The 25,676-nt window shown below is 46.9% G+C and carries 26 protein-coding genes; 19 read left to right on the top strand and 7 right to left on the bottom strand.

The features are described from left to right. The first annotated feature begins 5 nt into the window (after positions 1–5). From MC24_RS08830 to MC24_RS08755, 16 genes are all read left to right on the top strand, one after another. A complete protein-coding gene (locus MC24_RS08830; protein ID WP_038054670.1) occupies positions 6–647 on the top strand; it encodes a hypothetical protein in 642 nt (213 codons plus the stop codon). After that, positions 631–930, top strand: a complete 300-nt coding sequence (locus MC24_RS08825; protein ID WP_235280362.1) for a heat-shock protein Hsp70 — start codon at positions 631–633, stop codon at positions 928–930. Before MC24_RS08830 ends, MC24_RS08825 begins: the two co-directional genes overlap by 17 nt. After that, positions 857–1,621: a class I SAM-dependent methyltransferase gene (locus MC24_RS08820; RefSeq protein WP_038054668.1), complete on the top strand. Its 765-nt coding sequence runs from the start codon at positions 857–859 to the stop codon at positions 1,619–1,621. Before MC24_RS08825 ends, MC24_RS08820 begins: the two co-directional genes overlap by 74 nt. Further along, positions 1,618–2,535 carry a tRNA (adenosine(37)-N6)-dimethylallyltransferase MiaA gene (miaA, locus tag MC24_RS08815; RefSeq protein WP_038054667.1) on the top strand — a complete coding sequence of 306 codons (918 nt, stop codon included), beginning with the start codon at positions 1,618–1,620 and terminating at the stop codon, positions 2,533–2,535. Before MC24_RS08820 ends, miaA begins: the two co-directional genes overlap by 4 nt. A gap of 35 nt (positions 2,536–2,570) precedes the next feature. Beyond that, the gene (gene hfq / locus MC24_RS08810; RefSeq protein ID WP_038054665.1) at positions 2,571–2,843 is read left to right on the top strand and encodes an RNA chaperone Hfq; all 273 of its coding nucleotides are present in this window, start codon (positions 2,571–2,573) and stop codon (positions 2,841–2,843) included. Then, positions 2,815–4,077, top strand: coding sequence for a GTPase HflX (gene hflX / locus MC24_RS08805; RefSeq protein ID WP_052125273.1), 1,263 nt, complete (start codon positions 2,815–2,817; stop codon positions 4,075–4,077). The genes hfq and hflX overlap by 29 nt, the downstream gene beginning before the upstream one ends. Further along, complete coding sequence (fmt, locus tag MC24_RS08800) at positions 4,074–5,015, top strand: methionyl-tRNA formyltransferase (RefSeq protein ID WP_038054663.1); 942 nt, start codon at positions 4,074–4,076, stop codon at positions 5,013–5,015. Before hflX ends, fmt begins: the two co-directional genes overlap by 4 nt. Continuing rightward, positions 5,012–5,224 carry a heavy-metal-associated domain-containing protein gene (locus MC24_RS08795; protein ID WP_038054661.1) on the top strand — a complete coding sequence of 71 codons (213 nt, stop codon included), beginning with the start codon at positions 5,012–5,014 and terminating at the stop codon, positions 5,222–5,224. Before fmt ends, MC24_RS08795 begins: the two co-directional genes overlap by 4 nt. Positions 5,225–5,240: 16 nt before the next feature. After that, the gene (locus MC24_RS08790; protein ID WP_038054659.1) at positions 5,241–6,410 is read left to right on the top strand and encodes an ABC transporter ATP-binding protein; all 1,170 of its coding nucleotides are present in this window, start codon (positions 5,241–5,243) and stop codon (positions 6,408–6,410) included. Between the two features lie 15 nt (positions 6,411–6,425). Continuing rightward, complete coding sequence (locus MC24_RS08785) at positions 6,426–8,165, top strand: ABC transporter substrate-binding protein (RefSeq protein ID WP_038054657.1); 1,740 nt, start codon at positions 6,426–6,428, stop codon at positions 8,163–8,165. A gap of 58 nt (positions 8,166–8,223) precedes the next feature. After that, entirely contained in the window at positions 8,224–9,189 is a 966-nt protein-coding gene (locus MC24_RS08780) for an ABC transporter permease (RefSeq protein WP_004081376.1), read from the top strand. A 13-nt stretch (positions 9,190–9,202) separates the two neighbouring features. Next, the gene (locus MC24_RS08775) at positions 9,203–10,753 is read left to right on the top strand and encodes an ABC transporter permease (RefSeq protein ID WP_004081374.1); all 1,551 of its coding nucleotides are present in this window, start codon (positions 9,203–9,205) and stop codon (positions 10,751–10,753) included. A gap of 1 nt (position 10,754) precedes the next feature. Then, positions 10,755–11,336, top strand: coding sequence for a sigma-70 family RNA polymerase sigma factor (locus tag MC24_RS08770; protein ID WP_004081373.1), 582 nt, complete (start codon positions 10,755–10,757; stop codon positions 11,334–11,336). Between the two features lie 6 nt (positions 11,337–11,342). Continuing rightward, positions 11,343–11,960 (top strand): hypothetical protein, encoded by a 618-nt coding sequence (locus MC24_RS08765; protein ID WP_029683204.1) that lies wholly within the window; start codon positions 11,343–11,345, stop codon positions 11,958–11,960. Positions 11,961–12,143: 183 nt separating this feature from the next. Further along, entirely contained in the window at positions 12,144–12,728 is a 585-nt protein-coding gene (locus tag MC24_RS08760; RefSeq protein ID WP_029683202.1) for a hypothetical protein, read from the top strand. After that, a complete protein-coding gene (locus MC24_RS08755) occupies positions 12,725–15,001 on the top strand; it encodes an ATP-binding protein (RefSeq protein ID WP_038054655.1) in 2,277 nt (758 codons plus the stop codon). The genes MC24_RS08760 and MC24_RS08755 overlap by 4 nt, the downstream gene beginning before the upstream one ends. Here the strand turns inward: MC24_RS08755 and MC24_RS08750 are convergent. Then, complete coding sequence (locus MC24_RS08750) at positions 14,998–15,852, bottom strand: cation diffusion facilitator family transporter (RefSeq protein WP_038054653.1); 855 nt, start codon at positions 15,850–15,852, stop codon at positions 14,998–15,000. The genes MC24_RS08755 and MC24_RS08750 overlap by 4 nt on opposite strands. Before the next feature lie 13 nt (positions 15,853–15,865). Then, positions 15,866–17,134: a TrpB-like pyridoxal phosphate-dependent enzyme gene (locus tag MC24_RS08745; protein ID WP_038054651.1), complete on the bottom strand. Its 1,269-nt coding sequence runs from the start codon at positions 17,132–17,134 to the stop codon at positions 15,866–15,868. Positions 17,135–17,179: 45 nt separating this feature from the next. Here MC24_RS08745 and MC24_RS08740 point away from each other — a divergent pair, with 45 nt between their 5' ends. The 3 genes from MC24_RS08740 to MC24_RS08730 are packed head-to-tail and all read left to right on the top strand — an operon-like array spanning position 17,180 to position 19,618. Continuing rightward, positions 17,180–17,998, top strand: coding sequence for a fumarate hydratase (locus MC24_RS08740; RefSeq protein WP_038054648.1), 819 nt, complete (start codon positions 17,180–17,182; stop codon positions 17,996–17,998). Next, positions 17,988–18,482, top strand: coding sequence for a FumA C-terminus/TtdB family hydratase beta subunit (locus MC24_RS08735; RefSeq protein WP_038054646.1), 495 nt, complete (start codon positions 17,988–17,990; stop codon positions 18,480–18,482). The genes MC24_RS08740 and MC24_RS08735 overlap by 11 nt, the downstream gene beginning before the upstream one ends. Positions 18,483–18,487: 5 nt before the next feature. Then, positions 18,488–19,618 carry an NAD(P)-dependent malic enzyme gene (locus MC24_RS08730; protein ID WP_038054644.1) on the top strand — a complete coding sequence of 377 codons (1,131 nt, stop codon included), beginning with the start codon at positions 18,488–18,490 and terminating at the stop codon, positions 19,616–19,618. Here MC24_RS08730 and MC24_RS08725 read toward each other — a convergent pair. Genes MC24_RS08725 through MC24_RS08705 form a run of 5 tightly spaced genes read right to left on the bottom strand, consistent with a single transcriptional unit; the run spans position 19,610 to position 25,626 of the window. Beyond that, a complete protein-coding gene (locus MC24_RS08725) occupies positions 19,610–20,848 on the bottom strand; it encodes an ABC transporter permease (protein ID WP_038054642.1) in 1,239 nt (412 codons plus the stop codon). The two genes, MC24_RS08730 and MC24_RS08725, sit on opposite strands and share 9 nt — an antisense overlap. Next, positions 20,830–21,564 (bottom strand): ABC transporter ATP-binding protein, encoded by a 735-nt coding sequence (locus tag MC24_RS08720; RefSeq protein ID WP_038054640.1) that lies wholly within the window; start codon positions 21,562–21,564, stop codon positions 20,830–20,832. The genes MC24_RS08725 and MC24_RS08720 overlap by 19 nt, the downstream gene beginning before the upstream one ends. Before the next feature lie 11 nt (positions 21,565–21,575). Next, the gene (thrB, locus tag MC24_RS08715; protein WP_038054638.1) at positions 21,576–22,421 is read right to left on the bottom strand and encodes a homoserine kinase; all 846 of its coding nucleotides are present in this window, start codon (positions 22,419–22,421) and stop codon (positions 21,576–21,578) included. Then, positions 22,418–23,464 carry a threonine synthase gene (thrC, locus tag MC24_RS08710; RefSeq protein WP_038054636.1) on the bottom strand — a complete coding sequence of 349 codons (1,047 nt, stop codon included), beginning with the start codon at positions 23,462–23,464 and terminating at the stop codon, positions 22,418–22,420. The genes thrB and thrC overlap by 4 nt, the downstream gene beginning before the upstream one ends. Then, positions 23,464–25,626 carry an aspartate kinase gene (locus MC24_RS08705; RefSeq protein WP_038054634.1) on the bottom strand — a complete coding sequence of 721 codons (2,163 nt, stop codon included), beginning with the start codon at positions 25,624–25,626 and terminating at the stop codon, positions 23,464–23,466. Before MC24_RS08705 ends, thrC begins: the two co-directional genes overlap by 1 nt. Between the last annotated feature and the right edge of the window lie 50 nt (positions 25,627–25,676).

The following is a 25,676-nucleotide window of genomic DNA, read 5'->3' as shown; positions in this document are numbered from 1 at the left end:
TTCCTGTGAGGGTTCTTTTCGCTGCTTTTCTCCTGCTGTTCGCCGTTGGCTGTACCCTGATGAGCCCCGAAAAGGCGGATTTGTACGTCTATTTGTTCAACGTAGGAACAGACGGAAGCGTTACTGTGGATCTGGAAAGCAGTTATTTATCGGTGAACGGAAAAGAGTACACGCTTAAGGATGTATTGGCCAATGAAGGAGTGCTTCTGACCACGGTGGATATACCGTTTGATCTGTCAGATTTTGAGCTCACCACAGTGGCTACAATCGTGTTCGATGAACAACAAGAAGAAGTGTCTTTTAAAACAGCTTTTAAAACAGCGCCAGTGGTGCTTTACCACTCCGCAGGAGAGTTCAGCACCGACACGGTGTTGAGGAGCAACGCGTACCTGCTCTTCGACCTTGAAAACGAGAAAATTTTTGCAGTGGAAGACCCTGTGAAGGTGTACGGTGAACTCACCAACGAGGGAAATGTGGTGAAACTGAGTTTCGGGGGATACGAAATGAAAGTTCCCGTTTATAATGAAGGATTTCTGTTATATCTGCCAGAGACTGATGAAAGCTACGTTGTGTATGTGTTTTTTGATGATGAACCAACATCCCTCACCATACAGGAGGGGAGGGATGAATATGAGATCACGTTCTAAACTGAGGCCAAGAAGGCGGAAACATTTCAAAGTGAATCTGGGACTCTTGACTTTTCTCTTCCTCATGATCTTTGTTTTTCTCGTGAGCTATCACAACTATCAGGTGGCACTGGAGAAGCACAATCAGTTGATGTCGAAATACCAGGAATTGAAGACGAATATTGAGGAACAAAAAGTGCTGAACCAGAAGCTTTTAGAGGTGATAGAGAATGAAAAACTTCGTGGTCACAACCTCACACAAACCGGACAGAAAGCAGGTGGTGAAGGCGAAAGAACTCGCTGAAAAACTTGACACCATCTACGTTTCAAGAAGGAGATTGAAAGAGTTCAACGTGGACTTCTACTACGTGGTGGAGAAGAACAGAATCTCAATAAAATGGCCCGGAGGGGAGTTCTTTTTTCATCCTTCTTCAGCTATCCTACGGATGAGGAACATAAGAAGCGGTCAGAAAGACTACCTGATAGAGTCCCTTCAACCGGAAGGGAACGAAGTCGTGCTGGATACAACCTTTGGTCTTGGAAGTGAGGCTATCCTCGTGGCCGCTTTTCTTCCTGAAGGTAAGGTAATCGGCCTTGAAGGATCCATTCACATATACACCGTCGTGAAATACGGAATGGAAAATTTTGAGACTGACATTCAGTGGTTGAAAGACGCTTTAAAAAGAATAGAAATTCATTACGCGAATTTCAAGGAATACATCAGAAGTCAGCCCGATAATTCGTTCGACGTGGTTTACTGCGATCCCATGTTTGAGAATCCTGTGTACGAGTCTTCTGCCATGAATCCTCTAAGGCCCTTTGCCGTGTACGGCACGGTGAGCGAAGAAGACATTGAGGAAATGCTGAGAATCGCGAAGAAGAAGGTTATTTTAAAAAGCCATGTGAAGGATTCTCTCTTCAAGAAAATCAAGGTTGACGAACTGAAAGGTTCCAGAAAGAGTGGTGTTCTGTACGGGGTGATATACAAGCGATGAAGATAGCCATAGTCGGTGGACCCACTGCTGTCGGGAAGACAGATGTCATGATTGAAGTGTGTGAAGAAATAGGTGCAGAGATCGTATCGATGGACTCGAGGCAGATCTATCGCCACATGGACATAGGAACAGCCAAGCCAACACCGGAGCAGAGAAAGAGGGTTCCTCATCACATGATAGATATCATCGATCCTGATGAGTATTACAACGCCTTCATGTACAGGAAGGATTCTCTGAAAGTAGTGGAAGATGTCCTCAAACGCGGGAAGATCCCTGTTTACGTTGGAGGAACGGGACTGTACACGGACGCTCTGGTTCGGGGTATATTCGAAGGAGTGCCCGCCGACGAGAACATAAGAAAGGAGCTCAGAGAATTAGAGAAAAGAGAACCCGGGATTTTGAGAAAAATGCTCGAAGAATTCGACCCTGAAGCGGCAACACGCATTCATCCAAACGATCTCAAGAGAACGATCAGAGCCCTTGAAGTTTACATGAAAACGGGAAGAAGGATCTCGGAGCTTCAAAAAGAAGCAAAGGGTGACGACAGGTTTTTCATAATCGTTCTGACCCGGGAAAGGCACGAACTTTACGAGAGAATAAACAAAAGAGTTGATAAGATGATAGAGATAGGACTCGTGGACGAAGTGAAAAAACTCTTGGAGATGGGATATTCTAAAGATCTCAACTCGATGAAGACGATAGGATACAGAGAAGTCATCGACTATCTGGAAGGAAAGTACGATTTTGACAGGATGATTCATCTCATAAAACGAAACACCAGACACTTTGCCAGAAGACAGATCATATGGTTCAAAAGGTACAAGGAAGCCGTGTGGTACAATTTAACGTTCGAAAGTGAAAGAAAAGTAAAGGAGGAACTCAAGAAGCTGATAGTTGAAAATTTTTCAGTATAATTCTATTTTGAATCACATCGAGGGGGGAGTTTGCCTTGGCGGAAAAGTTCAACCTTCAGGACAGGTTTCTGAACCATCTCAGGGTTAACAGAATCGAAGTAAAGGTGTATCTAGTGAACGGTTTTCAGACAAAGGGATTCATCAGATCTTTCGACAGCTATACGGTCCTGCTGGAGAGCGGAAACCAGCAAAGTCTCATTTACAAACACGCGATCAGCACGATTATTCCTTCCTCTTATGTGATGCTGATGCCAAAGAAACAGGAAACAGAGCGGGAGGATGAGATCTCTGAGAACGAGGGATCTTGAAGGGAAAAAAGCGGTGGTCGTTGCTGCTGGTAAAGATGAGGAGAAAATAAAAGAGTCTCTTGAAGAAATGAAGGGTTTGTGTAAAACCCTTGGTGTTGGAGTCGTTGAATGGTTCTGGCAAAAGAGAACAAAGCCGGATCCAGCCACCTACCTTGGGAGGGGGAAATTGCAGAAGCTCAGGGAAATAATAGAATTCTGTGAAGCGGATCTCGTGGTCGTTGACGATGAAATCACGCCGGTGCAGTACAAAAACATGCAAGAAGAGCTGAACGTAGATGTTCTTGATAGGACGCAGGTGATCCTTGAAATCTTTGCCCGTCATGCAACGAGCGAAGAAGGAAAGCTCCAGGTGGAGATGGCGAGTTTGCTTTACGAGCTTCCAAGGCTCGTTGGAAAGGGCGAGGAACTTTCTAGACTCGGTGGAGGTATTGGCACCAGAGGGCCAGGTGAACCCTTGCTAGAGGTTTTGAGAAGGCACATAAAAAACCGCATCGCACAGCTCCGAAAAAGACTGAAAGAAATAGAGCAAGAAAGGAACACTCAGAGAAAACAAAGGCTGGAAAAGAAGATCCCACATGTTTCTATAGTTGGATACACAAACGCCGGGAAATCCACTCTCCTCAGGGCTTTAACCTACAGTGATGTGTACGTCGCTGACAAACTCTTTGCCACTCTCGAGCCTGTCACGAGACGGTTGAAGTTAAAGAGCGGAAGAGTCATTCTTGTGAGTGACACAGTCGGATTCATCAGAAAGCTACCTCACACCATTGTGAGTGCGTTTAAAGCGACGCTTGAAGAGATAAAGTATTCGGATGTGCTTATACATCTTGTTGACGCTTTTGATCCGTATCTTGAAGAAAAAATGAAAGCTTCTGAGAAAGTTCTGGAGGAAATCGGTGCCGATAAGATTCCGAGGATGCTGGTTTTCAACAAGATCGATGTTTGCCCCAAAGAGAGGATAGAAACGCTGAAGTGGAAGTATCCGGAGGCCTTGTTCATCTCATCGGAAAAAAGGCTAGGACTGGATCAGCTTCTGAACAAACTGGAAGAAATCATGGGGCAAAAGGATATTCAGGAAACTTTGAAAGTTCCCTTGGAAAAGATAGGACAGATCTACGCTTTGAAAGATCGACTGGTAATACTGAACGAAAACTACGGGGAAGGGCACGCTCTGATCACGTTGAAGGCTGATCGGGAAACTCTTGAGATTCTAAAAAGGAAGGTGGCAATTTGAGAATTGTCTTTGTGGGAACACCGGAGTTCGCAGCGGAAATACTGGAACATTTGATCAAAAACAGGTTCAACGTGGTGGGTGTAGTCACCCAACCGGACAAACCAAGGGGGCGGGGAAGGAAAGTCGCACCAACTCCGGTGAAGGCAGTGGCTGAAAGACACGGAGTTCCTTTCATTCAACCCGAATCGATAAACAAGAAAGAAGCTTTAGAATTTCTCCGGTCTGTGAGGCCAGATGTTATAATAGTCGCATCCTACGGAAGGATTTTGGGTGAGAAGATACTTTCTCTTCCAGAACTTGGTTGTTACAACATTCATCCCTCTCTTCTTCCAAAATACAGGGGTGCTTCTCCTATACAGAGAGTGCTTGAGAACGGCGAAGAAAGAACAGGTGTCACCATATACAAGATGGTGAAAGAGCTCGACGCTGGTCCTATTGCACTCCAGAGGGAAATTTTTGTGAATCCATTCGAAACTTTCGATCAGGTAGAAAAACGTTTGATAGAACTTTCGAAAGAGATGTTGATCGAGTTCCTGGAAAAACTGAAGGCGGGGGACATAGAACTGAAAGATCAGGATCATTCCCTGGCAACCTATGCTCCAATGATAAAAAAAGAGGACCTGATTGTGGATTTCTCAAAGGACGCTGAATCGGTGAAGAACAAAATCAGGGCTTACGATTCCAGACCCGGTGCCAGAGCTTTCTTAGGGAACGATGAAGTGAAATTGTTTGGAGTAACAGCGATAGATAGTTCGGGAGATGAACCAGGTTTGATAAACTATATTGATAAGGAAGGTGCATGGATAGGTACCGGCAACGGAAAAGTGAAAGTAAGATACATTCAATTCCCCGGAAAGAAGAAGATGACCTTCTGGGAAGCAAAAAATGGAAGATCGATAATCGAAGGCATGCGATTCGAAAGGAGGTATGAGAGTTGAGAAGATTGAACTATTTTATGCTCAAGGGTGCAAAAACGGAGGAAGATTACAGGAAAGTGATAAAAGTCATTGGGAAGCTCGAGGGCGTTTTCGATGTGGATTATGAGATAACGGCTAAGGTTGTTGGTGTGGATTACGATGATCAAATAATCTCCAAAGAACAAATAAAAACCATTGTGGACAGTTTGGGATACACACTCATCGTATGAAGGGGAGCTGTTCAGGATGAAGAGTATCGAAGTGCTGAGTTTGAGAAAGTATTTCCCGATCAGAAAAGGATTCCTTATGAAAAAGATCGTTGGTTATGTGAAAGCGGTTGATGATATCTCTTTTTCTGTGGAAAAGGGAAAAACGTTCGCCCTCGTTGGCGAGTCGGGATGTGGGAAGACAACTACCGCAAAGACGATACTGCGTCTCACGAATCCCACCGCGGGCCGTGTTGTGATCGACGGTGACGACACCACGTACTACTTCATGAAGAGAAAAGACGCGGAGAAATATCTGAAGACAACCTACGTGGATATATTCCGCGAAATTGGGGAAAAATTATCACCAGATCAGATTGTGGATGTGCTTGAGGATGTGGATAAGAAGTACGCGGAAATCTTCTTTAAAGAAGCGAAAGAAAGCGAAGAGAAATTTTATCAGATTCTGCTCGATGACATCGGTGAAAAGAGGATGAGATTCAGAAGGAAGATACAGATTGTCTTTCAGGATCCCATGAGTTCCTTGAATCCGAGAATGACAGTTGGCGACATTCTGACTGAGCCTATTCTGTTCCACGGACTGGCGAAAACACGAGAAGAAGCTGTAGATATAGTGAAAGATCTTCTCAAAAGCGTGGGGCTCAAGGAATATCACCTCGAAAGATATCCACATCAATTCAGTGGAGGTCAGAGACAGAGGATCGCTATCGCGAGGGCGATCTCCATAAATCCTGAGATAGTGATACTCGATGAACCCACAGCCTCGCTGGACGTTTCCGTTCAGGCACAGGTTATAAACCTGTTTCTCAAGCTTCAGGAAGAAAAGGGTTTCACGTATCTCTTCATCTCGCACGACCTTGGACTTGTGAGATTCATAAGCCACGAAGTCGGTATCATGTACCTTGGCAGGATCGTGGAAATGGGGAACACCGACGAGATATTCGATAATCCCTTTCATCCATACACTCAGGCGTTACTCTCTGCCGTTCCCGTTCCAGATCCGAAAGTTGAGCGCACGAGAAAACGCATCATCCTCAGGGGCGGGGTTCCAAGCCCCATCAACAGACCGGCTGGTTGTTTCTTCCATCCGAGGTGTCCTTACAAGATGCCCGTGTGTGAGAAAGAGTATCCGGCGATGAAGGAAATTTCCCCAGGTCACTGGGTGGCGTGTCATTTACATTCGTCATAGAGGAGGTGTGATGTTATGCGTAGGTTTCTTGGTATTTTCCTTATGATTGCAGCCGTTGCACTTTTCGCAGAACTTTCACCGTTCGCTCAGTTCGAAACGTATATCGGAGCAGAATTCACAGGACAGTACGGGGGAGTGCTCGTAGTACCGACGCTTTCCGGTCCCAGAACGTGTAACGATGTTGTAGCACAGGAGACGAGTTCCACAGACGTTATAGCGAGGTTTATGGCTTCCATGATCGAGCTTGACAATTACGCAAGGATCCATCCCGCTCTTGCGGAAAGTTGGGAACTCAAGCAAAACGAGGACGGAAGCATGGAGATAGTCTGGCACCTGAGGAAGGGTGTCAAATGGAGTGACGGAACACCGTTCACAGCGGACGATGTGGTCTTCACGATCAACGATATCTATTTCAACCCTGACATACCGAACGATATGCAGGACCTCTTTGCAGACAACTGGCCGGTGGCCGAAAAGATCGACGATTACACGGTGAAAACCACTCTCAAAGAAGCGTACAGGCTTGCGGTAAGGTACATCGGAGGCATTCCTATCTTCCCCAAACACCTCGCGGAACCGTACGTGAAGGAAGGAAAATTCAAGGAATTCTGGACGGTTGATGCCATCAACAAGGGAGAAATCGTGGGTCTTGGTCCGTTCATTCCCGTTGAGTACGTGCCCGATCAGTACGTGAGATTCGTGAAGAACCCTTACTACTGGAAGTACGACAAGGAAGGAAAACAGCTTCCTTATCTCGACGGCATCATCTTCAAGATCATCCCAACACTGGATGCGCAGAGGCTTGCGTTTGAAAACGGAGAAGTTGATGTGTACGGACCTCGCGGAACAGAGTACGCGGAACTCAAGGCCATGGCAAGAGAAAAGGGCTGGATTGTGGGTATCGGAGGTCCGAACTTTGGAACCACTTTCATCAGTTTCAACTGGAACGCTCCCGATCCTGTGAAGAGAAAGTGGTTCAGGAACGATTTCTTCAGAAGGGCAGTGGCGTATGCCATCGACAAGCAGTCGATGATCGACACACTCTACAACGGCCTCGCGGTTGAACAGTGGGGTCCTATCAGTCAGGCTGCGACCGTTTATTACGACGAATCCGTTCTCAGAAAGTATCCGTACAACCTCGATCTTGCCAGAACGATGCTCAAGCTCGGTGGTTTCAAATGGGATAAAAACGGCCAGCTCCTCGACAGTGAAGGAAATCCGGTGAAGTTCATCATCATGACCAACGCTGGAAACCAGATCCGTGAAGGAATGGGTAACATCATAACGGAAGCGCTCAAAAAACTCGGAATGGATGTCACCTTCGCTCCCATCGATTTCAACACACTCGTTCAGAAGCTCGTTGTGAACGGTGACTGGGAATCTATCATTATAGGACTCACCGGATCCGATGAACCTCAGGGCGGAGCTAACGTTTGGAGAATCAAAGGATCCCTCCACTTCTGGAACTATCATCCGGAAGTTAAAGACTTCGTTGATCCCAACGATTACTACCTGCCAGATTGGGAAAAAGAGATCGACAGAATCTTCGAGGAGAACGTGAAGATACTCGACCAGCAGAAAGTTGTCGATATGTTCAGAGAATTCCAGAGGCTCGTGTCCGAACACATACCGCTCATCTACACCACCCAGCAGCTCTATCTCTACGCCTATAGCAACAAACTCCACAACGTGGAACCCACTGCTTTCGGTGGTGTGTGGGGCTGGAACCAGGATTGTGTCTGGAAAGAGCAATGATCCATCGGGAGGGGATCTTCCCCTCCCCTTAAAATTCTGTTCAAAGAGGTGATCTTGCTTGCTCAAGTACATCGCACGTAGATTGATTATCATGATTCCCGAGCTCATAATCATCTCTTTCATAGTTTTCATCATCATGGAGGCGGCTCCAGGAGACTTCCTGGACATGTACCGTCTTGATCCTTCCGTTTCTCAGCAGTTCCTTGAGAAGATGGAAAAGGAGCTTGGCCTAGACAAGCCTTGGATCGTTCAGTACGGCATCTGGCTGAAAAACGTTTTGAAAGGAGATTTTGGTTACTCGTTCTACTACAGAAGGCCCGTTTCCACACTCATCTGGGAGAGGGTCTTCGCTACGGTGATACTCTCCGTTTCTTCCCTTGCGTTCGAGTGGTTGCTTGGAATAATCGTCGGTGTTTTCTCGGCTCTGAAGAAGTACAGCATCTGGGATAAGATTCTCACAGTTGTCGCTTTCAGTGGAATTGCCCTTCCAGGGTTTTTCCTGGCCATTCTGCTCCTTTACATGGCTGCGAAGACCGGCTGGTTTCCAATCGCCGGTATGGTCTCGGTGAATCACAACCAGATGACAACCTGGGAGAAGTTCAAGGATATCGCATCTCATCTTGTTCTTCCAACCATCGCTCTTGGTTTCGGTGGTTTTGCTTCCCTCATGAGATACATGAGAGGTAGTCTTCTCGACGTGCTGAACGAGGACTACGTGGAATTTGCCCGTGCGAAAGGAATGCCAGAACGTGTGGTGATATACAAGCACGCCCTGAGGAACGCTATCAACCCCATGATCACTTTCCTTGGGTTCAGTATTTCCAACGTTCTCGGAGGAGCGGTCATCATAGAGAACATCTTTGCCTGGCCCGGCATGGGAAGGCTCATTTACCAGGCACTCCTTCAGCAGGACATTTACATCGTTATGGCGTCCGCCGTGATCAGTGCGATAATGCTCGTGATTGGTAACCTTGTGGCGGATGTGCTTCTCGCCGCTGTGGACCCAAGGGTCAGATTCGAGTGAGGGAGGAATCGCAATGGCTGAGGAAAAGACGATGATAGAGAACGGGGAAATAGAGTTTAAGGAAAGGGTCCTTTCCAGGAGGGAACTCGTCTGGAGAGCCTTCAAAAGAAACAAACTCGGAATGTTCGGGCTGTACGTTCTGATCGTCCTCTATCTCATGGCGTTGTTCGCGGATTTTCTCTCCCCGCACCATCCCTACGAACAGTCTCTCAAGCATTCCTTCGCTCCTCCCACGAAGATACACAGGGAGTACAAGGGAGAACGAGTGGGTGCCTACGTGCTTCCCACGATAAGCTACGTGGACAAAGCAACTTTCGAGAGAAAATTCTACGAAATGCTCTTCCCGAAAAGGCTCGTTCTCGATGTCTTCGGAACACAGGTTGAGTACGAAATCGGAAAAGACGGTGTAACGGGATTCTCTTTCATGCTGGACGAAGAGTATTACATCGTTCCAAAGGACGGCACCATGAAATACGCCGGTTCAACAACGAAAGTGGTTGATTACCTTCTGTTCGGATACGACGAAAAGGTTCTAACGAAAGGAGAGGCAGATATAGAAACCTCTTCCGAAGCCGCGAAAGACACGTACTTTGGGAAATACGGTTTCAGACTTGGCCTGAATTCCCCCGATGAGATCGAAAAGGTCGTCATAAAAGAGAAGCTCAACATGATCCTCGTGAAAAAAGGCGAAGACATTGAGATGATCACAGGAAAGGTGATCGACTACGACTACAAAACTTATCCGGTGAAGTGGTTTGTCAAATCCTGGGGTGGAGATGCGAAGAACCGTATAGGGTACCTCTTCTGGATCTTTCCGTTCCACTATCATCTCTTTGGGGTGGACAACTACGATAACAACGAGTACGTGAGACTCTACATCATGGGAGCTGACCAGTATGGAAGGGATGTGTGGAGCAGAATAGTGTTCGCTTCCAGGATCTCGCTTTCCATAGGTTTCATCGGAATGTTCATCACGTTCGCCCTTTCGCTCGTCTTCGGTGGTATTTCCGGCTACTATGGAGGCATCGTGGACGAATTCATGATGAGGTTCTCCGAGATCATCATGTCGCTGCCGGGTTTCTACCTGCTCATCCTTTTAAGATCTCTTCTACCACTCGATATCCCATCCACACAGGTGTATGTGCTTCTTGTGTTCATCCTCTCTTTCATCGGCTGGGCAGGAAGAGCCAGGGTTATAAGGGGAATGGTTCTTTCAATAAAACAGCGTGAATTCGTGGAAGCGGCGAGAGCACTTGGTTTTCCTGACACGAGAATTCTCTTCAGGCACGTTCTGCCCAACACGGCAAGCTACCTCATCGTTGCCGCGACCCTTGCAATACCCGGTTACATTCTCGGTGAAGCGAGCTTGAGTTTTCTTGGACTCGGTATCAGGGAACCGAGTGCCAGCTGGGGGCTCATGCTCGCACAGGCTCAGAACGTCACCTACATGACGAAGTACCCCTGGCTTCTCATACCCGGTATCTTCATCTTCATCACCGTGCTTTCTTTCAACTTCGTTGGTGACGCGTTGAGAGACGCTCTGGATCCGAGGTCTCTCGGATAGAATGCTGAAATACAGACTGAGAAGTAAGAGAGTTGAAGAACTCGTTGAGTACGCGCAGGCAGGATTCAAAGAAGCCATCGACCTCATTGTTGAGAAGTATTACCCTATGGTTGTTAAGATCGCTTCCCAGTATTTTGCGAGCTGGGCCGAACACGAAGATATAGTTCAAAACGGCCTTGTGGGATTGATAAAGGCGATTTTCTATTACGATAAAACCAAAAGCTCTTTCACGTCTTTTGCATGGAGGAGTGTTGACTCCGAGATAAAGTCCTTTCTCACTTATCTGAACAGAAAGAAGAACAGGATGCTCTCAGACGCTGTGAACGTGGATGGTATGGAAAAAGAGGAAGATGACGCACCTTTTGAAGTGCCCGATAGCGAGACCGATGTTGCCAGAAGCGCATTTTCTGGCATAATTTTAGAAACAGTCCTTGAACTATTGAATGAAAAAGAAAAAGAGATCTTTCTCAGATGGCTTGATGGATGCTCATACAGCGAGATAGCGAAAGAGCTCGGTGTGAACACAAAGAAAGTTGACAACACGGTTCAGAAGGTGAAGAGAATGATTTCTGGATTAGGGTGATCGAAGATGAAAAAAGACAGTCTCGTAACGTTTTTCGCTTCTTTGATAGTCATCGCTATTTTACTCTTCTTCGTGCTGTCTGTTTTCAATTTCTATTTTTTGAAGAAGCTTGAAGCCAGGATGGACGAAGTGGAAAAACAGTTTCAATCTACACTGAAGAGTTACGAGGAACGACTGAAGGTGGTAGAGGAACTTCTGAAACCCAATTCCATTATCAGTCGCTATATAACTGCGTACGAATACTTTGAAAAAGCCAGCGTGGATTTTGAAAGGATATTTTCTGAGATCGAAGACGATACCACGACTGGATACATGAGGATCTTCGTCATAGGGAACGATCCCGTGTGGATCACCGTCAAGGACGGAAATGAAGTACTCTTTTCAAGGGATGTGAAGCCAGGTCTTTCACCTTACAGGTTCTTCTACTACAAAAAACCGAAGATCTCCACAGAATACGATATTGTAATACCGCGAGACGCCACCTTAATAGTGGGGATTCCAAACAGGGTGTTCCTGCTCGTTTTCGGGGTTGGTACAACCTACCATCCCACGAAGATCGTTCAGGTGCAGCAAACCAGAATAGACAACATCGAGCGTGATTTGAAGCTTTACATACCTAAATAAAAACACAAGGAGGGACTTTCGTCCCTCCCATACTTTGTGTCTTGTCTTCATCGGGTCAGGGGGGATCGGGGGGATGAGGGACACGCAAGTTAGAATTTAACCGATCTCCGTAACATCCTCTTGAAACGATCAAAAAGAACGCCTTAAATTTTCTTGAAAAACCCTTGAAAAAGGAGGGGTGAAATGAAGTACATTTTGATCAAAGATTTGAGGTTTTTCGACTACCCGGGGGGCTGGTTGTTTTTTCGGAAAGAACTGGACAGCGCAAAACTTGAACTTTTGAACCACGTCTTGAGGACATTTGAAGGAGTGTTTGTGTTTATAAACCTCTTTTCAGAAGAGGTGGATCCTATCATCGCTGAAAAATTCATAAAGGACTATATTCCTCAGAATTCGATTGTTCTGGATGAGATCGTGGATTATCTCGATGTTTCTGTTGAACGAAGGCTGGATTTTTCCTACCCTGAGTTCACGTCTTCTCCCCTCTCTGAAAAATGTGAATGCCTCGTGTACGATGGTGAAAAATTCGAAAGAATAGATCTTTCGGGTTTCAAAGTGAAGCTCGAAGAAATAAGCGTTTTCGACGAATTGATGGAAGTTCCCGAGGAGTCTTTTACCCTTTTGAAAGGGATCTTCTGGGATAGGGAAGTTGAGAGAATAAAGAACAGAAGAAGCGTAAAGTTCACTGGTAAAATCTTGAAAAAGAAAAACCGGCCAAAGCTTGATGCATTGCTGCTGGAAGAAATCGAAACGGGGGATGAAACATGAAAATAGAGCGTGTACACGTTGAAGGGTTTGGAAAATTCGAGAATTTTTCTTTCCCCCTGAAAAGCGGGTTGAACATCATCTTCGGAGGGAACGCAGCTGGAAAAACCACCCTTGCGAATTTTATAAGATACTGCCTCACGGGAGAGCTTCCCGAACTTGAGAACTACAGGCCATGGTTTTCGAACAGGTTTGGGGGATATCTCGAGACGAGTGAGGGAAGGGTGGAATTCGGTCAGGGAAGACTGGATCCCGAACTGTTTTCCTTCACTTCTTTCATATCGGAGGGAGTGGACAACACCCTCAACGGTTCGAAAAAGGTCGCTTCCTTCCTTATGGAAAGCTACAGAAACAGACCCGAAGCAGTGGAACTTGAAAGGATATTGAACGAGGATTTCTCTGTCTTGATGAAGAAGACAAAAGAACTGGAGGCTGAGATCTCAAACCTGAAAGAGAGAGTTGAGGCCTGGAAAGAAAAAAGGCGATCGCTCCTTCTGGTTTTGAAGAGAAAGAAAGAGCTTTCGCGGGATCTTCAGGAGAAGAGAAGACTTCTGGAGGAAGAGATCAATAGATTCGAGAGTGAAAAATCTGAGAGATTGTCTTCTATCGAAGCCAGAATCAATGAGATGAAAGCGGAGCTTCTCCGTGTTGAAAAAGAACTCGAGGAGATCGAAAGGAAAACAGCGGTTTCCGAAGAAAAAGTTCGTGAAGCGATCGAGATTGCCCAGAAACTGGATTATTTGAGAGAGCGCGGTAAAGAACTGGAAAAAGAGATAGAATCACTCGAGGAAAAATCGAAAGATACGGAAGAAAGACTGAAGACGATCATGAAAGACTTCTCCGTCAGCAGTCTTGAGGAACTGAAACTCAAGTTGGAGAACATGAAGTTACAGATAGAACTGGTGGAAAACGAACAGAAAGCAAAGCTGAACGAGATAATAGGTCATCTCAGAGAGCCTCTCAGGGAAATAGATGAAAAACTCGAAGAAACTCAGGCAAAGATCGAAAATACAGGTGACGACATGAAGCGCTTCGACAAAACACTTTCTATTTTCAGGATTTTTGTTGCCGTTTTCCTGACCTTTGCACTGGTTTCCATCATCTTTGCCTTTCTCAAGTCGGGATACCTGTTCTTCTATCTGACACTGGCAGGAACAGGTGCCTCTGCGATTTCCATGTGGAACTATTACAGGTTGAGAAGGAAATTGTTTGAACTTGAAAGTGAGCTCATGAATCTTTCGACGCAAAAGAGGTCGTTGATCGAGAGAAAGAACCAGATCGTGAGCAAGCTGAAGGAAACCGCAGGTGTTGATAACATCGAAGAACTCGAAAAATTTTTGAGGGATCAGATCGTGAAGAAGGTCTTCGAAAGAATACCGTTTCTTTCGAAGTACGGAAGTGAACCACGAAAGGCGGTTGAAAACGTGGAAGAACAGATGAGAGAACTTCTGATTTTGAAAAGCTCCGTTGAGGCTTCTCTATCTGCCAAGAAAAAGAATCTGGAAGAACTGCAGGAGTACTCCAGAGAGCAGGAAGAAGTACTGAAAAACACGCTGAAGGAAATAGGAGTCGACAGCGAAGATGAATTGAAGGTGTTGAGAGACCTTCTGGAAAGACGTGCAAATCTGAGGAAAACCAGAGATTCACTGGAAAAAGAAATCGCTAACCTCATGAAAGAAAAAGAAGAGATAGAATCGAGCAGATCAAACGCGAGAATAGAAGAACTCAAAAGAGAAGTGGAACAGATAGAAAGTGAACTGGAGAAACTCGTGGTTTCACCTCTCGAAGAACCTTTCGATGTTCTGGAAGCGCTTTTCAGGAAGAAGGTTGAACTCGAGATTTTTGAGCGGGCCATTGGTTACATTCCCGAGTTTAAGGATCGGATCAAAAAAGAACACGAGGAACTGTTGAGGGGTTACACAAGGGATCTGGCAGTAGAGTTGACGGATGTTTACAGAAGGTTCTTCAAGGAAAATCAGGTTTTCAAGGTTTCTCCGGATCTGATGGTGACGATCAACGTTCCCGAAGAAAAAAAGGTTGTCGATGTGTTGAACACCTCCGCTTTGAAACTCCTGAGTTTTCAGATGAAGAGGTTTATAAGTCGTGTTCTGGAGGTTGAGAGCCCCCTTGTTGTGGACAACACTTTTGTCGATCTGGACGATGAGAAGATAGACCTACTCTGGCAGGAACTGAAAGAGGTGTCCAAGACCAGACAGGTTGTACTATTCACCAGCGACAGGAGGCTTTTGAAAGAAGAACCCGTTTTGAAACTCTAACTGCAGATCATCTCTTTGCTGCACCTTTCACATTCGAGCTGAACGGTGGTGTGGGTTATCCCGTATTTTTTCAATCTTTTTTCTATTTCGTCTATGATCTTCTGGGCGTCTTTCAGTTCCATGTTGTCCACTTCAACGTGACACTCGAAGTGGATTTCTTTCTCTCCCACTCTCCAGGCGTGAAAATGGTGGGCGTTCCTCACACCTTCTATTTTTTCAATTTCCTCCTTTATTTTCTCAAAGTCCAGGTTCGGTGAAGCTTCCATGAGGATCTCAAAGGACTCTTTCACTATTTCATAAGCCTCTTTGAACATGTATAAGGCTATAACGAAGGCGAGAACAGGGTCGAGCCAGTATATTTTCCAGACCCTCATGAAAACAGCCCCAAGAACCACAAGGATCGAGGACAGGGTGTCCGCTATGAGGTGCAGGTACGCGGATCGAACGTTCATACTTTCTTTGCTGTGGGTGTGAAGAAGGATGACGGAAAAGAAGTTGGCAGCGAGACCTATCGAGGAGACGAGGAGAAGCACCGACGTGTGAACGGTGGCGGGGTTCCCCAATCTTTTCACCGCTTCGATGACAACGAGTGTTGAAACAACGAAGATGGATACGGAGTTCAAGAAAGCCACAATGATTTCGCTTCTTCTGTAACCGAAGGTGTACTTTTTGTTTTTCGGTTTCTCGCTGATCTTCATCGCGATGAAACTTCCAATAAGACTCATGGTATCGGAAAAGTTATGAAGGGAGTCGCCCAGAAGGGCGAGACTCCCAGATATCAAGCCGCCGGCCACTTCAGAGAGCGTTATGATGGCGTTCAACCATATGGAGAACAGCAGTTTCTTCTTCACGTGTTTTACCTCCTCACACGTACGCTGTGAGATCGAGCAGACCGTGGCCGCTCAGAGTGAATACTATCACACGTTCTTTTCCTTCTTCTTTCGCTTTCTTTGCTTCTCTTATAGCTCCTGCAATGGCATGGGCGGATTCCGGAGCGGGAATTATCCCTTCAAGCTTTGCGAATGTCTTCGCTGCCTCGAACGTTTCGTCCTGATCGAAAGCCTGTGCCTCCACGAGCCCTTCTTTCACAAGTCTTGCGATTATCGGAGCGGAGCCGTGGTATCTGAGACCTCCCGCGTGTATCTTCGGAGGAATGAAGTCCTTTCCAAGGGTGTACATTTTCAGCAGAGGTGTGAGTCCCGCGGTGTCTCCGAAATCGTAATCGTAATTCCCTTTCGTCAGGGATGGACACGCGGCAGGCTCGCAGGCGACGAACCTGATATCCCTTCCGGAAAGTTTGTCTGGAACGAAGGGAAGTATCGTTCCTCCAAAATTCGAGCCTCCTCCGTGACATCCCAGTAAGATGTCTGGTTTTTCACCTATGAGTTCGAGCTGTTTCTTGATCTCGAGGCCTATAACCGTCTGGTGGAGCAGAACATGATTCAATACGCTTCCGAGGGAGTACTTCGTGTTCGGATCAGACACGGCCACTTCCAGTGCCTCACTGATGGCGATGCCAAGACTACCTGGATTGTCTGGATCTTCACTCAGGATCTTCTTTCCGAAGTTCGTTTCTTCACTGGGGCTTGGAGTTACCTTTCCTCCGAAGAGGTTCATCATGTATTTTCTCATCGGTTTTTGCTGGTAGCTGATCTTCACCATGAACACTTTTACTTCCAATCCGAACTTGGCGCCGGCATATGAGAGAGCGCTACCCCATTGTCCCGCCCCCGTTTCTGTGACGAGCCTTTTGACCCCTTCTATCTTGTTGTAGTAGGCCTGGGCGATGGCTGTGTTCGGCTTGTGGCTTCCAGTGGGGCTCACTCCTTCGTACTTGTAGTAGATCCTCGCCGGAGTCTGGAGGTACTCTTCTAAGAAAGTGGCTCTGATGAGGGGAGTGGGTCTGTAAACGGCGTATTCTTTCAGAACGGGCTCGGGTATTTCGATGAAACGCTCTTCTGAGACCTCCTGTTCGATCAAACTCATGGGGAAGATAACAGAGAGCTTCTCGGGTGAAATGGGTTGTTTCGTTTCGGGGTCCAGCGGCGGATCGAGTTTGAACGGAAGATCTGCGAGTACGTTGTACCAGTGCTTTGGGATTTCCTCAGGTTTCAAATTCACAACAATTCTCATATTCCCCCTCCTTCAGTGATATAATCTCTCTTGAGGTGAAGAGCTTTGATAAACAAACACGTTATTTCCGAAAAGATCAAGAGAGCCATCATCGAAGCCAACATAAAGATCAATCCAGAAGTAGAAGAAATCATCGAGCGGTACGAAGGTCCCTTTTCAGATATAATAAAGGAAAACTGCCGCGTTTCCAAAGAGGAAAAACTTCCACTCTGTCAGGACACAGGAATAGTGGAATTCTTCGTTTTCATGGGTCACGAGGTGAAACTGGAAGAACCTATTGAGGAAACCCTGAACAGGGCCGTTGGAGAGGTGTACAGCGAGTATCCTTTTCGTTATTCGATCGTCACCGATCCACTCTTTGAAAGAATCAACACTGGAACGAACACTCCCGCAATCGTCCACATCTTCCAGGTGAAGGGAAAATCCCTTGAGATCAGATTTCTGGTGAAAGGTGGAGGCAGTGAAAATCTCACGGTTCTTCGTATGATGACTCCCACCTCAGATGTGGAGAAAGTCAAAGAATTCGTTATCGAGCACATCAAAGCACACGGAGCAAAGGCCTGCCCACCGCTCCACGTGGGTATCGGGATCGGAGGAACAGCCGATAAGGCTCTTCTCCTTTCGAAGTTAGCGCTTACGAAGAGCTTCGAGGAGAGGAACAAAGATCCAAAATACGCAGAACTCGAGAAGGAACTCGAAGAGGAACTCAACTTTCTCGTAATAGGCTTTCAAGGTCTCGGAAAGGGTATCACCGTTTACTCCGTTCACATAGAACATTTTCCGACCCACATCGCCACCCTGCCGGTTGCCGTTTCGGTGGATTGTTACCTCTGCAGAAGGGGGAAAGTGACTTTTGAGAATTGAAGATCTGAAAGCCGGTCAGGAAATTCGTTACTCCGGTAAGCTCATCGTGATGAGAGATCAAGCTCAAAGACGTTTGAAAGAGATCGTCGATAGAGGAGAAGAACCACCGGTGGATCTCAGGGGGCAAATTGTCTTTTACGCGGGCCCTGCCAAAACACCATCCGGAAAGCCTGTGGGTGCCATAGGACCCACCACGAGTGCTCGAATGGATGATTACCTGGAGATGCTCTTCGATCTTGGGGTCACCGCAACGATAGGGAAGGGAAAGCGTTCAAAAAAGGCGATAGAGGCCTGCAGAAAATGGAAGAGGGTTTATTTTGTTACACCAAGCGGCACAGCCGCTGCCCTCTCGAAGAGGGTGAAAAAGTCGAGAGTTTTGGCCTTTGAAGACCTCGGGCCCGAAGCGGTCTATGAAATAGAAGTGGAGGACTTTCCCCTTATTGTGGCGATCGACAGCAGCGGGAACACGATTTTCAGGGAGTGAGAGATATGGATGCGCTCGAGATACACAGATTTCTGAAGGGAAAGATAAGAACTATCCTTCCTGTCGAAAAGGTTGACAGGGAGATGCTATCTCTGCTCTACACACCCGGTGTCGCGGACGTTGCCAAAATCTGCGCTGAGAACCCAGAAAAGACCTACATTTACACCTCGAGATGGAACATGGTTGCCGTTGTTTCGGATGGAAGCGCCGTTCTGGGACTCGGTGATATTGGACCTTACGGTGCCCTTCCAGTGATGGAAGGAAAAGCCTTTCTTTTCAAAGCCTTCGCCGATCTCGACGCCTTTCCCATCTGTCTTTCCGAATCTGACGAGGAAAAAATAATCTCTATCGTTAGGAGTCTTGAGCCGAGCTTTGGTGGAATAAATCTTGAAGACATAGGAGCGCCGAAGTGTTTCAGAATCCTTCAGCGTCTTTCGGAAGAGATGAACATACCCGTCTTCCACGATGACCAGCAGGGAACTGCAGTGGTGGTTTCTGCAGCTTTTCTCAACGCGTTGAAACTCACGGGGAAGAAGATCGAAGAAGTAAAGGTGGTTGTGAACGGTATAGGAGCCGCCGGCTACAACATCGTGAAGTTTTTGCTCGATCTTGGTGTGAAAAACGTTGTACCTGTCGATAAAAACGGCATCCTCAACGAAAGAAACCCAGAGACCTGTTTGAACGAGTATCACCTCGAAATCGCACGCATCACCAATTCAGAAGGATTGTCAGGTGATCTTGAAACAGCCCTAGAAGGCGCTGATTTCTTCATAGGTGTTTCGAGGGGAAACATTCTGAAACCAGCGTGGATAGAGAAAATGAACAGAAAACCTGTGATATTCGCCCTCGCAAATCCAGTACCTGAGATAGATCCAAAACTCGCGAGGGAAGCGGGTGCCTTCATCGTGGCGACGGGAAGGTCAGATCATCCAAACCAGGTGAACAACCTCCTCGCTTTTCCCGGTATTATGAAAGGAGCTGTGGAGAAAAGATCTAAGATCACAAAGAATATGCTTCTCTCCGCCGTGGAAGCCATCGCTCGTTCATGCAAACCAGAACCAGAACGCATCGTTCCAGAAGCCTTCGATATGAAGGTTCATCTGAACGTTTATACCGCTGTCAGAGATTCAACGTGAGAAAAACTTCAAACTTTTCTCCCCCTGCCATCCAAGAACGATGTAATCTGAGTTGAAAATTCTGAATACAAAGATCGTGGTGACGACGGAAAAGATGAGAAGGTACAGAATTCCCGAGAGAATGAGACCATATTCCCCATAAAAAGTCAGCTTCGGAGACATTATGGGATGAGAGAAAGGAATCAGGAAAACAATTACCTTGAGAATTCCTGGAAGGTTCGAAAAATCCATGATCATGTTCGCTATCATCGGAACCAGTGCGAGTATCGAAATGGGAAACGTGAGAAGCTGAGCGCTGCTCTCGTTTTTTGCCATCATACCGAGTAGCATACAGAGAGAAAGGCCAGCCAAGATGGAAAGAAAGAGACTCAATCCCATCAGTAGAAAATCTACGGTTTTAAAGTTCAATCCCATTCCCTGAACATCCTGCGTTAGAGAATTCAGGTAGCTGTAGAAGCCTGCCATGTATATTCCCGCAAAGATCAAACCACCGATCGCACTTCCCACGATCTTTGCGAGTGCGATGTGTTCCCTTTTCACAGGCATCGTGAGGAGTGTCTCGAGAGTTTTGTTCTCCTTCTCAAGTGCGAGTGAGGTGATGAGGGAAGATCCTGACATGACAATCAGCATCATGATCAGAATGGGAATCGTTATGTTTTGAGAGTAGAAGACGTTCATTATCTCTTTTGGTGAGTGATTTTCAAAGAGTTTGCCCTTCAAATAGGTATGTTGAACGACTTCGAATGGATTGAACAGAAGCTGGGCTTTTTTCGGATCATTCAGTACAAATGAAGCGAGTTGCACTTTGAGGGATTCGATCAGAGATGAGATCATACCTGTGGAGACCGCTTCTGACAGGCCGGTTCCTCTTAGGTACCACACAATTTCCAACCGTGCTTTTTCACCCGATTCCAGACTTTGAGAAAAATCTTCGGGTATCACAATGATCGCAGAAGCCTTCTCCTTTTTCACGGTTTCTTCCGCTTCTTTCAGATCGCTTCCTGCGTACACGACGTTTACCACATCACTGAGTGTTTTCTCTGCGAGTTTGGCGATCGTTCCCGTATCTTCCCTCACAATCGCCACCTTTTGACCAGCAGTGGATTTCTCTACGGCGCTTTTGAACACGTTACCCAGTGAAGCGTACAGAACAGCCATCACAACGACAGAGACGATCGTCCCCAGATTGAGAAGCTCTTTTATCTCTTTCTTCAGAAGTCTTCCGAACATTTCACCACCTCCTCGAAGACCTCTTCGATGTTCTGTGCTCTGTACTTTTCTTTGAGTTCTTCGGCGGTTCCCGTTTCCACGATCATTCCGTTGTGGATCAGCGCTATTCGATCACAGAGGAGCTCTACTTCGAGCATGTTGTGAGAGGAGAGCAGTATGGTGAGACCTTCCTGAGATGCCCGTTTCAATATCTTTCTCACCGCTCTTGCGTTGAGGACATCGAGACCGGAGGTGGGTTCGTCGAGGATGGCGAGACGAGGATTCACCATCAAAGACCTCGCTATGAGGAGTTTTCTCACCATACCTTTGCTGTAGGTTGAGATTCTTTCTTTTATCTTTTCACCGAGATCGGCGATCTCCATTGCCCGTTCGATCATCTCTTCCATCTCACTTGAACTGGAAGCGTAAAAACCCGCAACGAATCTCAGATACTCGATTCCCCTCATGTTCCTGTAGGCACCCGCTTCTTCGGGAAGGTAGCTGATCAACTTCCTCACTTCGTGTGGCTCTTCGACAACGTTCTTTCCGAATACGGTGACAGTTCCGGAAGAAGGTTTGATCAGCGTTGAGATGATCCTGAGTGTGGTGGTCTTCCCCGCACCGTTTGGTCCTATGAGACCAAAGATCTCTCCTTCTTGGATCTCAAAAGAAATTCCTTTCAGGATCTCTTTCTTTCCAATGCTTCTTTTCAGATCCTTTACAATCACTGCCTCCATCGATACACCCCCTATTCTGAGATTATCATCCCCCTGTTGTTCACTCTCAGCTTCAGAACGTCTTTGAGATAAGGAATTCCGTCGAAGTTGTTTATGCTGGAACAAACAGAAGGACCGGATCCACTCACAAACCAGTATTCGGGATTTTTTGACAAAATGGCTTCCACAAACTCTTTCATCTTCCTGTTGCCGTTTATTCTGTAGTTCTGGTGAAGACGATCTCCTACGTATTTCAGGGCCTCTGTGATCTTTCCGGCTGCGATCTTTGCAAGGAACTGGCACGAATTCTTTATGTTGAAAACAGCGTCTTCAAAAGGAACCTTCTCCGGAAGGATCTTTCTCATTTCATTCGTGCACATTGAAAAGTTCGGAACGAGAAAGGTGAGAGAAAGGTCGATTTCGAACTTTTCAAAATCAAAGTGACTTCCGTTTTGATAACAAACAACGAGACCTCCTGTGAAGGCGGGAACAACGTTGTCGGGATGGCCTTCCAGCTCCGCAGCGAGTTTCATGAGATCTTCCCGTGAAAGGTTCCTACCTGTTCCTTCGTTCGCAATGTGGAGTGCCGCAACGATCACGGCTGCGCTCGATCCAAGGCCACTCGACACAGGAATGTTGCACGTCTGCTTGATCCAGACAGGTGGTACCCTGTACCCGGTTCTTCTTTCGAAGAACTCGAAGACTTTGAAAAACAGATTATGATCTTTCAAATCCGGTGCGTATTTTCCAACACTTTCTATGGTTGTCTCTTTCGTATCGAAGGAAAACTCTACCTCGTTGAAAAGATCCAGCGCGAGTCCAAAGACATCGAATCCCGCTCCGAGATTGGTTGTTGTGGCCGGCACCAGGATCTTCATATGTCGAGTACCTCCAGAATCTCTTCTACTCTTCCTTCTATGGTCCTTGGGGGCTCAAGCTGTGAGATGACGATGTTTGGATCCTTCAAACCGTTCCCGGTGAGGGTACACACGACGGTTTCTCCACCTTTGAAGATTCCCTGCTTGTGCTTCTTCAAAAGACCCGCTATTGAAGCAGCGGACGCGGGTTCGCAGAAGATTCCCTCTTTCTGGGCTAAGAGCCTTTGGGCACGTAGTATTTCTTCGTCGCTCACCATGTCGATGTCTCCGCCAGATTCGTCGCGTGCCCGCACCGCTTTTTCCCAGTTTGCGGGGTTACCAATCCTTATGGCAGTGGCGATCGTCTCCGGGTTTTCTATGGGATGGCCGCGAACTATGGGGGCAGCTCCTTCCGCCTGGAATCCCATCATCTTCGGCAGTTTGGTAGAGAACCCATGCTGGTAGTACTCTTTGTACCCCATCCAGTAAGCGGAGATGTTGCCCGCGTTTCCCACGGGTATGAAATGGTAATCCGGTGCATCGCCGAGCTCGTCGACTATCTCAAAAGCGGCCGTTTTCTGCCCTTCGAGTCTGTAGGGATTGATGCTGTTCACGAGTGTGATGGGATATTTAGATGTGATTTCCTTGACCAATTCCAGACACTTGTCGAAATTTCCTCTCACCTGAAGCACCACAGCGCCGTATATCATCGCCTGAGCCAATTTTCCGAGCGCGATCTTCCCTTCCGGTATCAGAACGATCGCCTTTATTCCCGCCCTTGCTGCGTACGCGGCAGCGGACGCGGAGGTGTTTCCCGTCGAAGCGCACATGATGGCTTTCGAGCCTTCTTCCAGTGCTTTTGCGACGGCAACGACCATTCCTCTGTCTTTGAAGGACCCCGTCGGATTGGCCCCTTCGTATTTTACGTAGATGTTTATTCCGAGTTCCCTACTCATGTTCACGAGGGGTATGAGAGGAGTGTTCCCTTCATTCAAAGAGAGCATGGGGGTTTTGTCTGTTACGGGAAGAAATTCTCTGTACTTTTCGAGTATTCCCAATTTCATCACTCCCTGTCCAGTTCGAATCTGCTGTGGATCGCCTTCACGGCATCCTCCACGTATTTCCCGTCTATGATCACAGAGATCCTGCTGTTCGATGCACTGATCATATCGATGTTGATCCCCTCGTTCGCCAGTGTTTCAAAGAGAGTGGCGGAGATTTCAGGTGTTGAGGTGAGGTTCACCCCTACGATGGAGACCTTTGCGAGTCCTTTTTCAATGATGATTTCTTTTGCGTCGCTTCTTGTTTTCAAAAGGTCGATGTCGAGTTTTCCAAGCTGGGATTCTGGAACGATGAATGCTACAGTGTTGTACTCTCCATTTTTCATTCCCTGTATGATCATGTCGATGTTCACTCCCATCTGTGAGAGAGTTCTCATAATCCGTGCTGCAACACCTGGTTTATCTGGCACGTCCTTCAAAACGACTTTCGCCATACCATCTTCAAAGGTAACCGCCCTGACGATTGGATTCTCCACTTTTGTCCCCTCCCATATGAGAGTTCCACGAGTCTCCTTGTGTGCGTTCTTTATGAGAACCTTGACACCGTACTTTCTCGCGAATTCTGCCGCTCTTGCCTGCAGCACCTGGGCACCGTGTCTTGAAAGCTCGATCATCTCTTCCCAGGAGAGCTCTTTTATCACCCGCGCGTTCTTTACGATCCTGGGATCCGCCGTGTACACCCCGTCCACGTCTTTGTAGAGTTCACACAGATCCGCTCCCAGTGAGTAAGCGAGAGCGATCGCTGTGAGATCCGATCCACCCCTCCCGAGGGTGGTGATGTCCCCCGTCTCGGTTATACCCTGAAACCCGGCGACGACAGGTATGAAATCTTGTTTCAAATACCTCGAAATGATATCCGTGTTGATATCGATGATCCTTGCCGATCCGTAACGTTTGTCGGTTATGATCCTCAGTTGATTTCCAGTGAAGGAAATCGATTTGTAACCTCTCTTTCTGAGTGCGATACTCATGAGAGCCACGCTCTGTATCTCTCCTGTCGAAAGAAGGAGGTCGAGTTCTCTCGGATCAGGGTTTTCGTCGATTGTCTTTGCGAGTTCTATCAGGTGATCTGTGGTGTCTCCCATAGCGGAAAGTACGACAACGGGTTTCACACCGCTCTTCTTCCTCTTTATGATCTTCTCGGCCACCTTCTCGAGTTTTTCCACATCGGAGATGGCGGCTCCACCGAACTTCATCACCACAACTGAGAACTTCTCGGCACCACCGAGAACTTTGTACTTCGCCACTCTGAAGAGATCCGCTATCACGGCGCTGGCGGTGGGATATCCACCCGCTCCCCTTCCCTTCAAAAGGAAATCTCCAGCGAGATCGGTTGAAACTTCTATCGCGTTGTCCACACCGTCCACGTTGAAGAACGGATCCTCCGGTGTTACTTCTCTCAAACGCACCTCGTATCTGTTTGTCGCAAAGTCGAGTTCTCCGATCAGCTTCAGCTTTCTTCCAGAGCGAACGATCTCCTTGAGATACTCCGGATCTATTCTGGTTATGCCTTCAAACTGCACGCTGTCTATGCCCGGGAACCTTCCCGTTACCACACCGGCCAGAACGGAAACCTTGTACGCCACGTCGTAACCTTCGATGTCGTTTGTAGGGTCAGCCTCAGCGTAGCCAAGATCCTGAGCCTCTTTCAAAACTTCTTCGAAAGATCTTCCCTTGCTCATCTCCGTGAGGATGTAATTCGTTGTTCCGTTCATTATTCCACGTATCCTTGTGACTTTCTGAAAGATCAGATAATCCTGAAGGAGAGATATTATGGGAATACCCCCACCCACAGATGCCTCGAAGAAAAGCTTTCGTTTCTTTATGTACTCTAAGAATTCATTGCCGTACTCGGAGATGAGATTCTTGTTTGGGGTTACCACGATTCTCCCCAGCTCCAAAGCACGTCGCACGAGATCGACCGCCACGTCTGTCCCACCTATTGCTTCCACAACCACGTCGCTGTTCAAGATGAGATCATCGAAATCGAAAGCTATCTCCTCTTTCGACACACCGAGTAGTTCGTATTTTTTAGGAGAGCGATTTATCACCTTTGAAATGATGAACTTTTCACCGACTCTTTTTTCTATTTCATTTCCTCTTTCTTTCAGTATGCGATATATACTGCCGCCCACAGTTCCAAGCCCCGCGATTCCTACCCGCACTTTTCTCACTCCCTGGGAAGAGTTTGTGAACATTTTAAAGGATCGATATG

It is taken from the genome of Thermotoga sp. Mc24 (genome assembly GCF_000784835.1).
In the GTDB taxonomy this organism is placed as follows: Bacteria; Thermotogota; Thermotogae; order Thermotogales; family Thermotogaceae; genus Thermotoga.
The sequence above is the reverse complement of the archived record's forward strand: the minus strand, read 5'-3'. Positions and strand labels throughout refer to the sequence as shown.

Bases quoted from the DNA above. Each gene is read 5' to 3' on its own strand.
- MC24_RS08765 (WP_029683204.1), top strand. From the start codon at position 11,343: ATGAAAAAAGACAGTCTCGTAACGTTTTTCGCTTCTTTGATAGTCATC.
- MC24_RS08745 (WP_038054651.1), bottom strand. From the start codon at position 17,134: ATGAGAATTGTTGTGAATTTGAAACCTGAGGAAATCCCAAAGCACTGG.
- MC24_RS08725 (WP_038054642.1), bottom strand. From the start codon at position 20,848: ATGTTCGGAAGACTTCTGAAGAAAGAGATAAAAGAGCTTCTCAATCTG.
- MC24_RS08820 (WP_038054668.1), top strand. From the start codon at position 857: ATGAAAAACTTCGTGGTCACAACCTCACACAAACCGGACAGAAAGCAG.
- thrC (WP_038054636.1), bottom strand. From the start codon at position 23,464: ATGAAATTGGGAATACTCGAAAAGTACAGAGAATTTCTTCCCGTAACA.
- MC24_RS08825 (WP_235280362.1), top strand. From the start codon at position 631: ATGAGATCACGTTCTAAACTGAGGCCAAGAAGGCGGAAACATTTCAAA.
- MC24_RS08720 (WP_038054640.1), bottom strand. From the start codon at position 21,564: ATGGAGGCAGTGATTGTAAAGGATCTGAAAAGAAGCATTGGAAAGAAA.
- MC24_RS08770 (WP_004081373.1), top strand. From the start codon at position 10,755: ATGCTGAAATACAGACTGAGAAGTAAGAGAGTTGAAGAACTCGTTGAG.
- miaA (WP_038054667.1), top strand. From the start codon at position 1,618: ATGAAGATAGCCATAGTCGGTGGACCCACTGCTGTCGGGAAGACAGAT.
- MC24_RS08760 (WP_029683202.1), top strand. From the start codon at position 12,144: ATGAAGTACATTTTGATCAAAGATTTGAGGTTTTTCGACTACCCGGGG.
- thrB (WP_038054638.1), bottom strand. From the start codon at position 22,421: ATGAAGATCCTGGTGCCGGCCACAACAACCAATCTCGGAGCGGGATTC.
- MC24_RS08785 (WP_038054657.1), top strand. From the start codon at position 6,426: ATGCGTAGGTTTCTTGGTATTTTCCTTATGATTGCAGCCGTTGCACTT.
- MC24_RS08775 (WP_004081374.1), top strand. From the start codon at position 9,203: ATGGCTGAGGAAAAGACGATGATAGAGAACGGGGAAATAGAGTTTAAG.
- hflX (WP_052125273.1), top strand. From the start codon at position 2,815: ATGAGATCTCTGAGAACGAGGGATCTTGAAGGGAAAAAAGCGGTGGTC.
- MC24_RS08790 (WP_038054659.1), top strand. From the start codon at position 5,241: ATGAAGAGTATCGAAGTGCTGAGTTTGAGAAAGTATTTCCCGATCAGA.
- MC24_RS08755 (WP_038054655.1), top strand. From the start codon at position 12,725: ATGAAAATAGAGCGTGTACACGTTGAAGGGTTTGGAAAATTCGAGAAT.
- MC24_RS08730 (WP_038054644.1), top strand. From the start codon at position 18,488: ATGGATGCGCTCGAGATACACAGATTTCTGAAGGGAAAGATAAGAACT.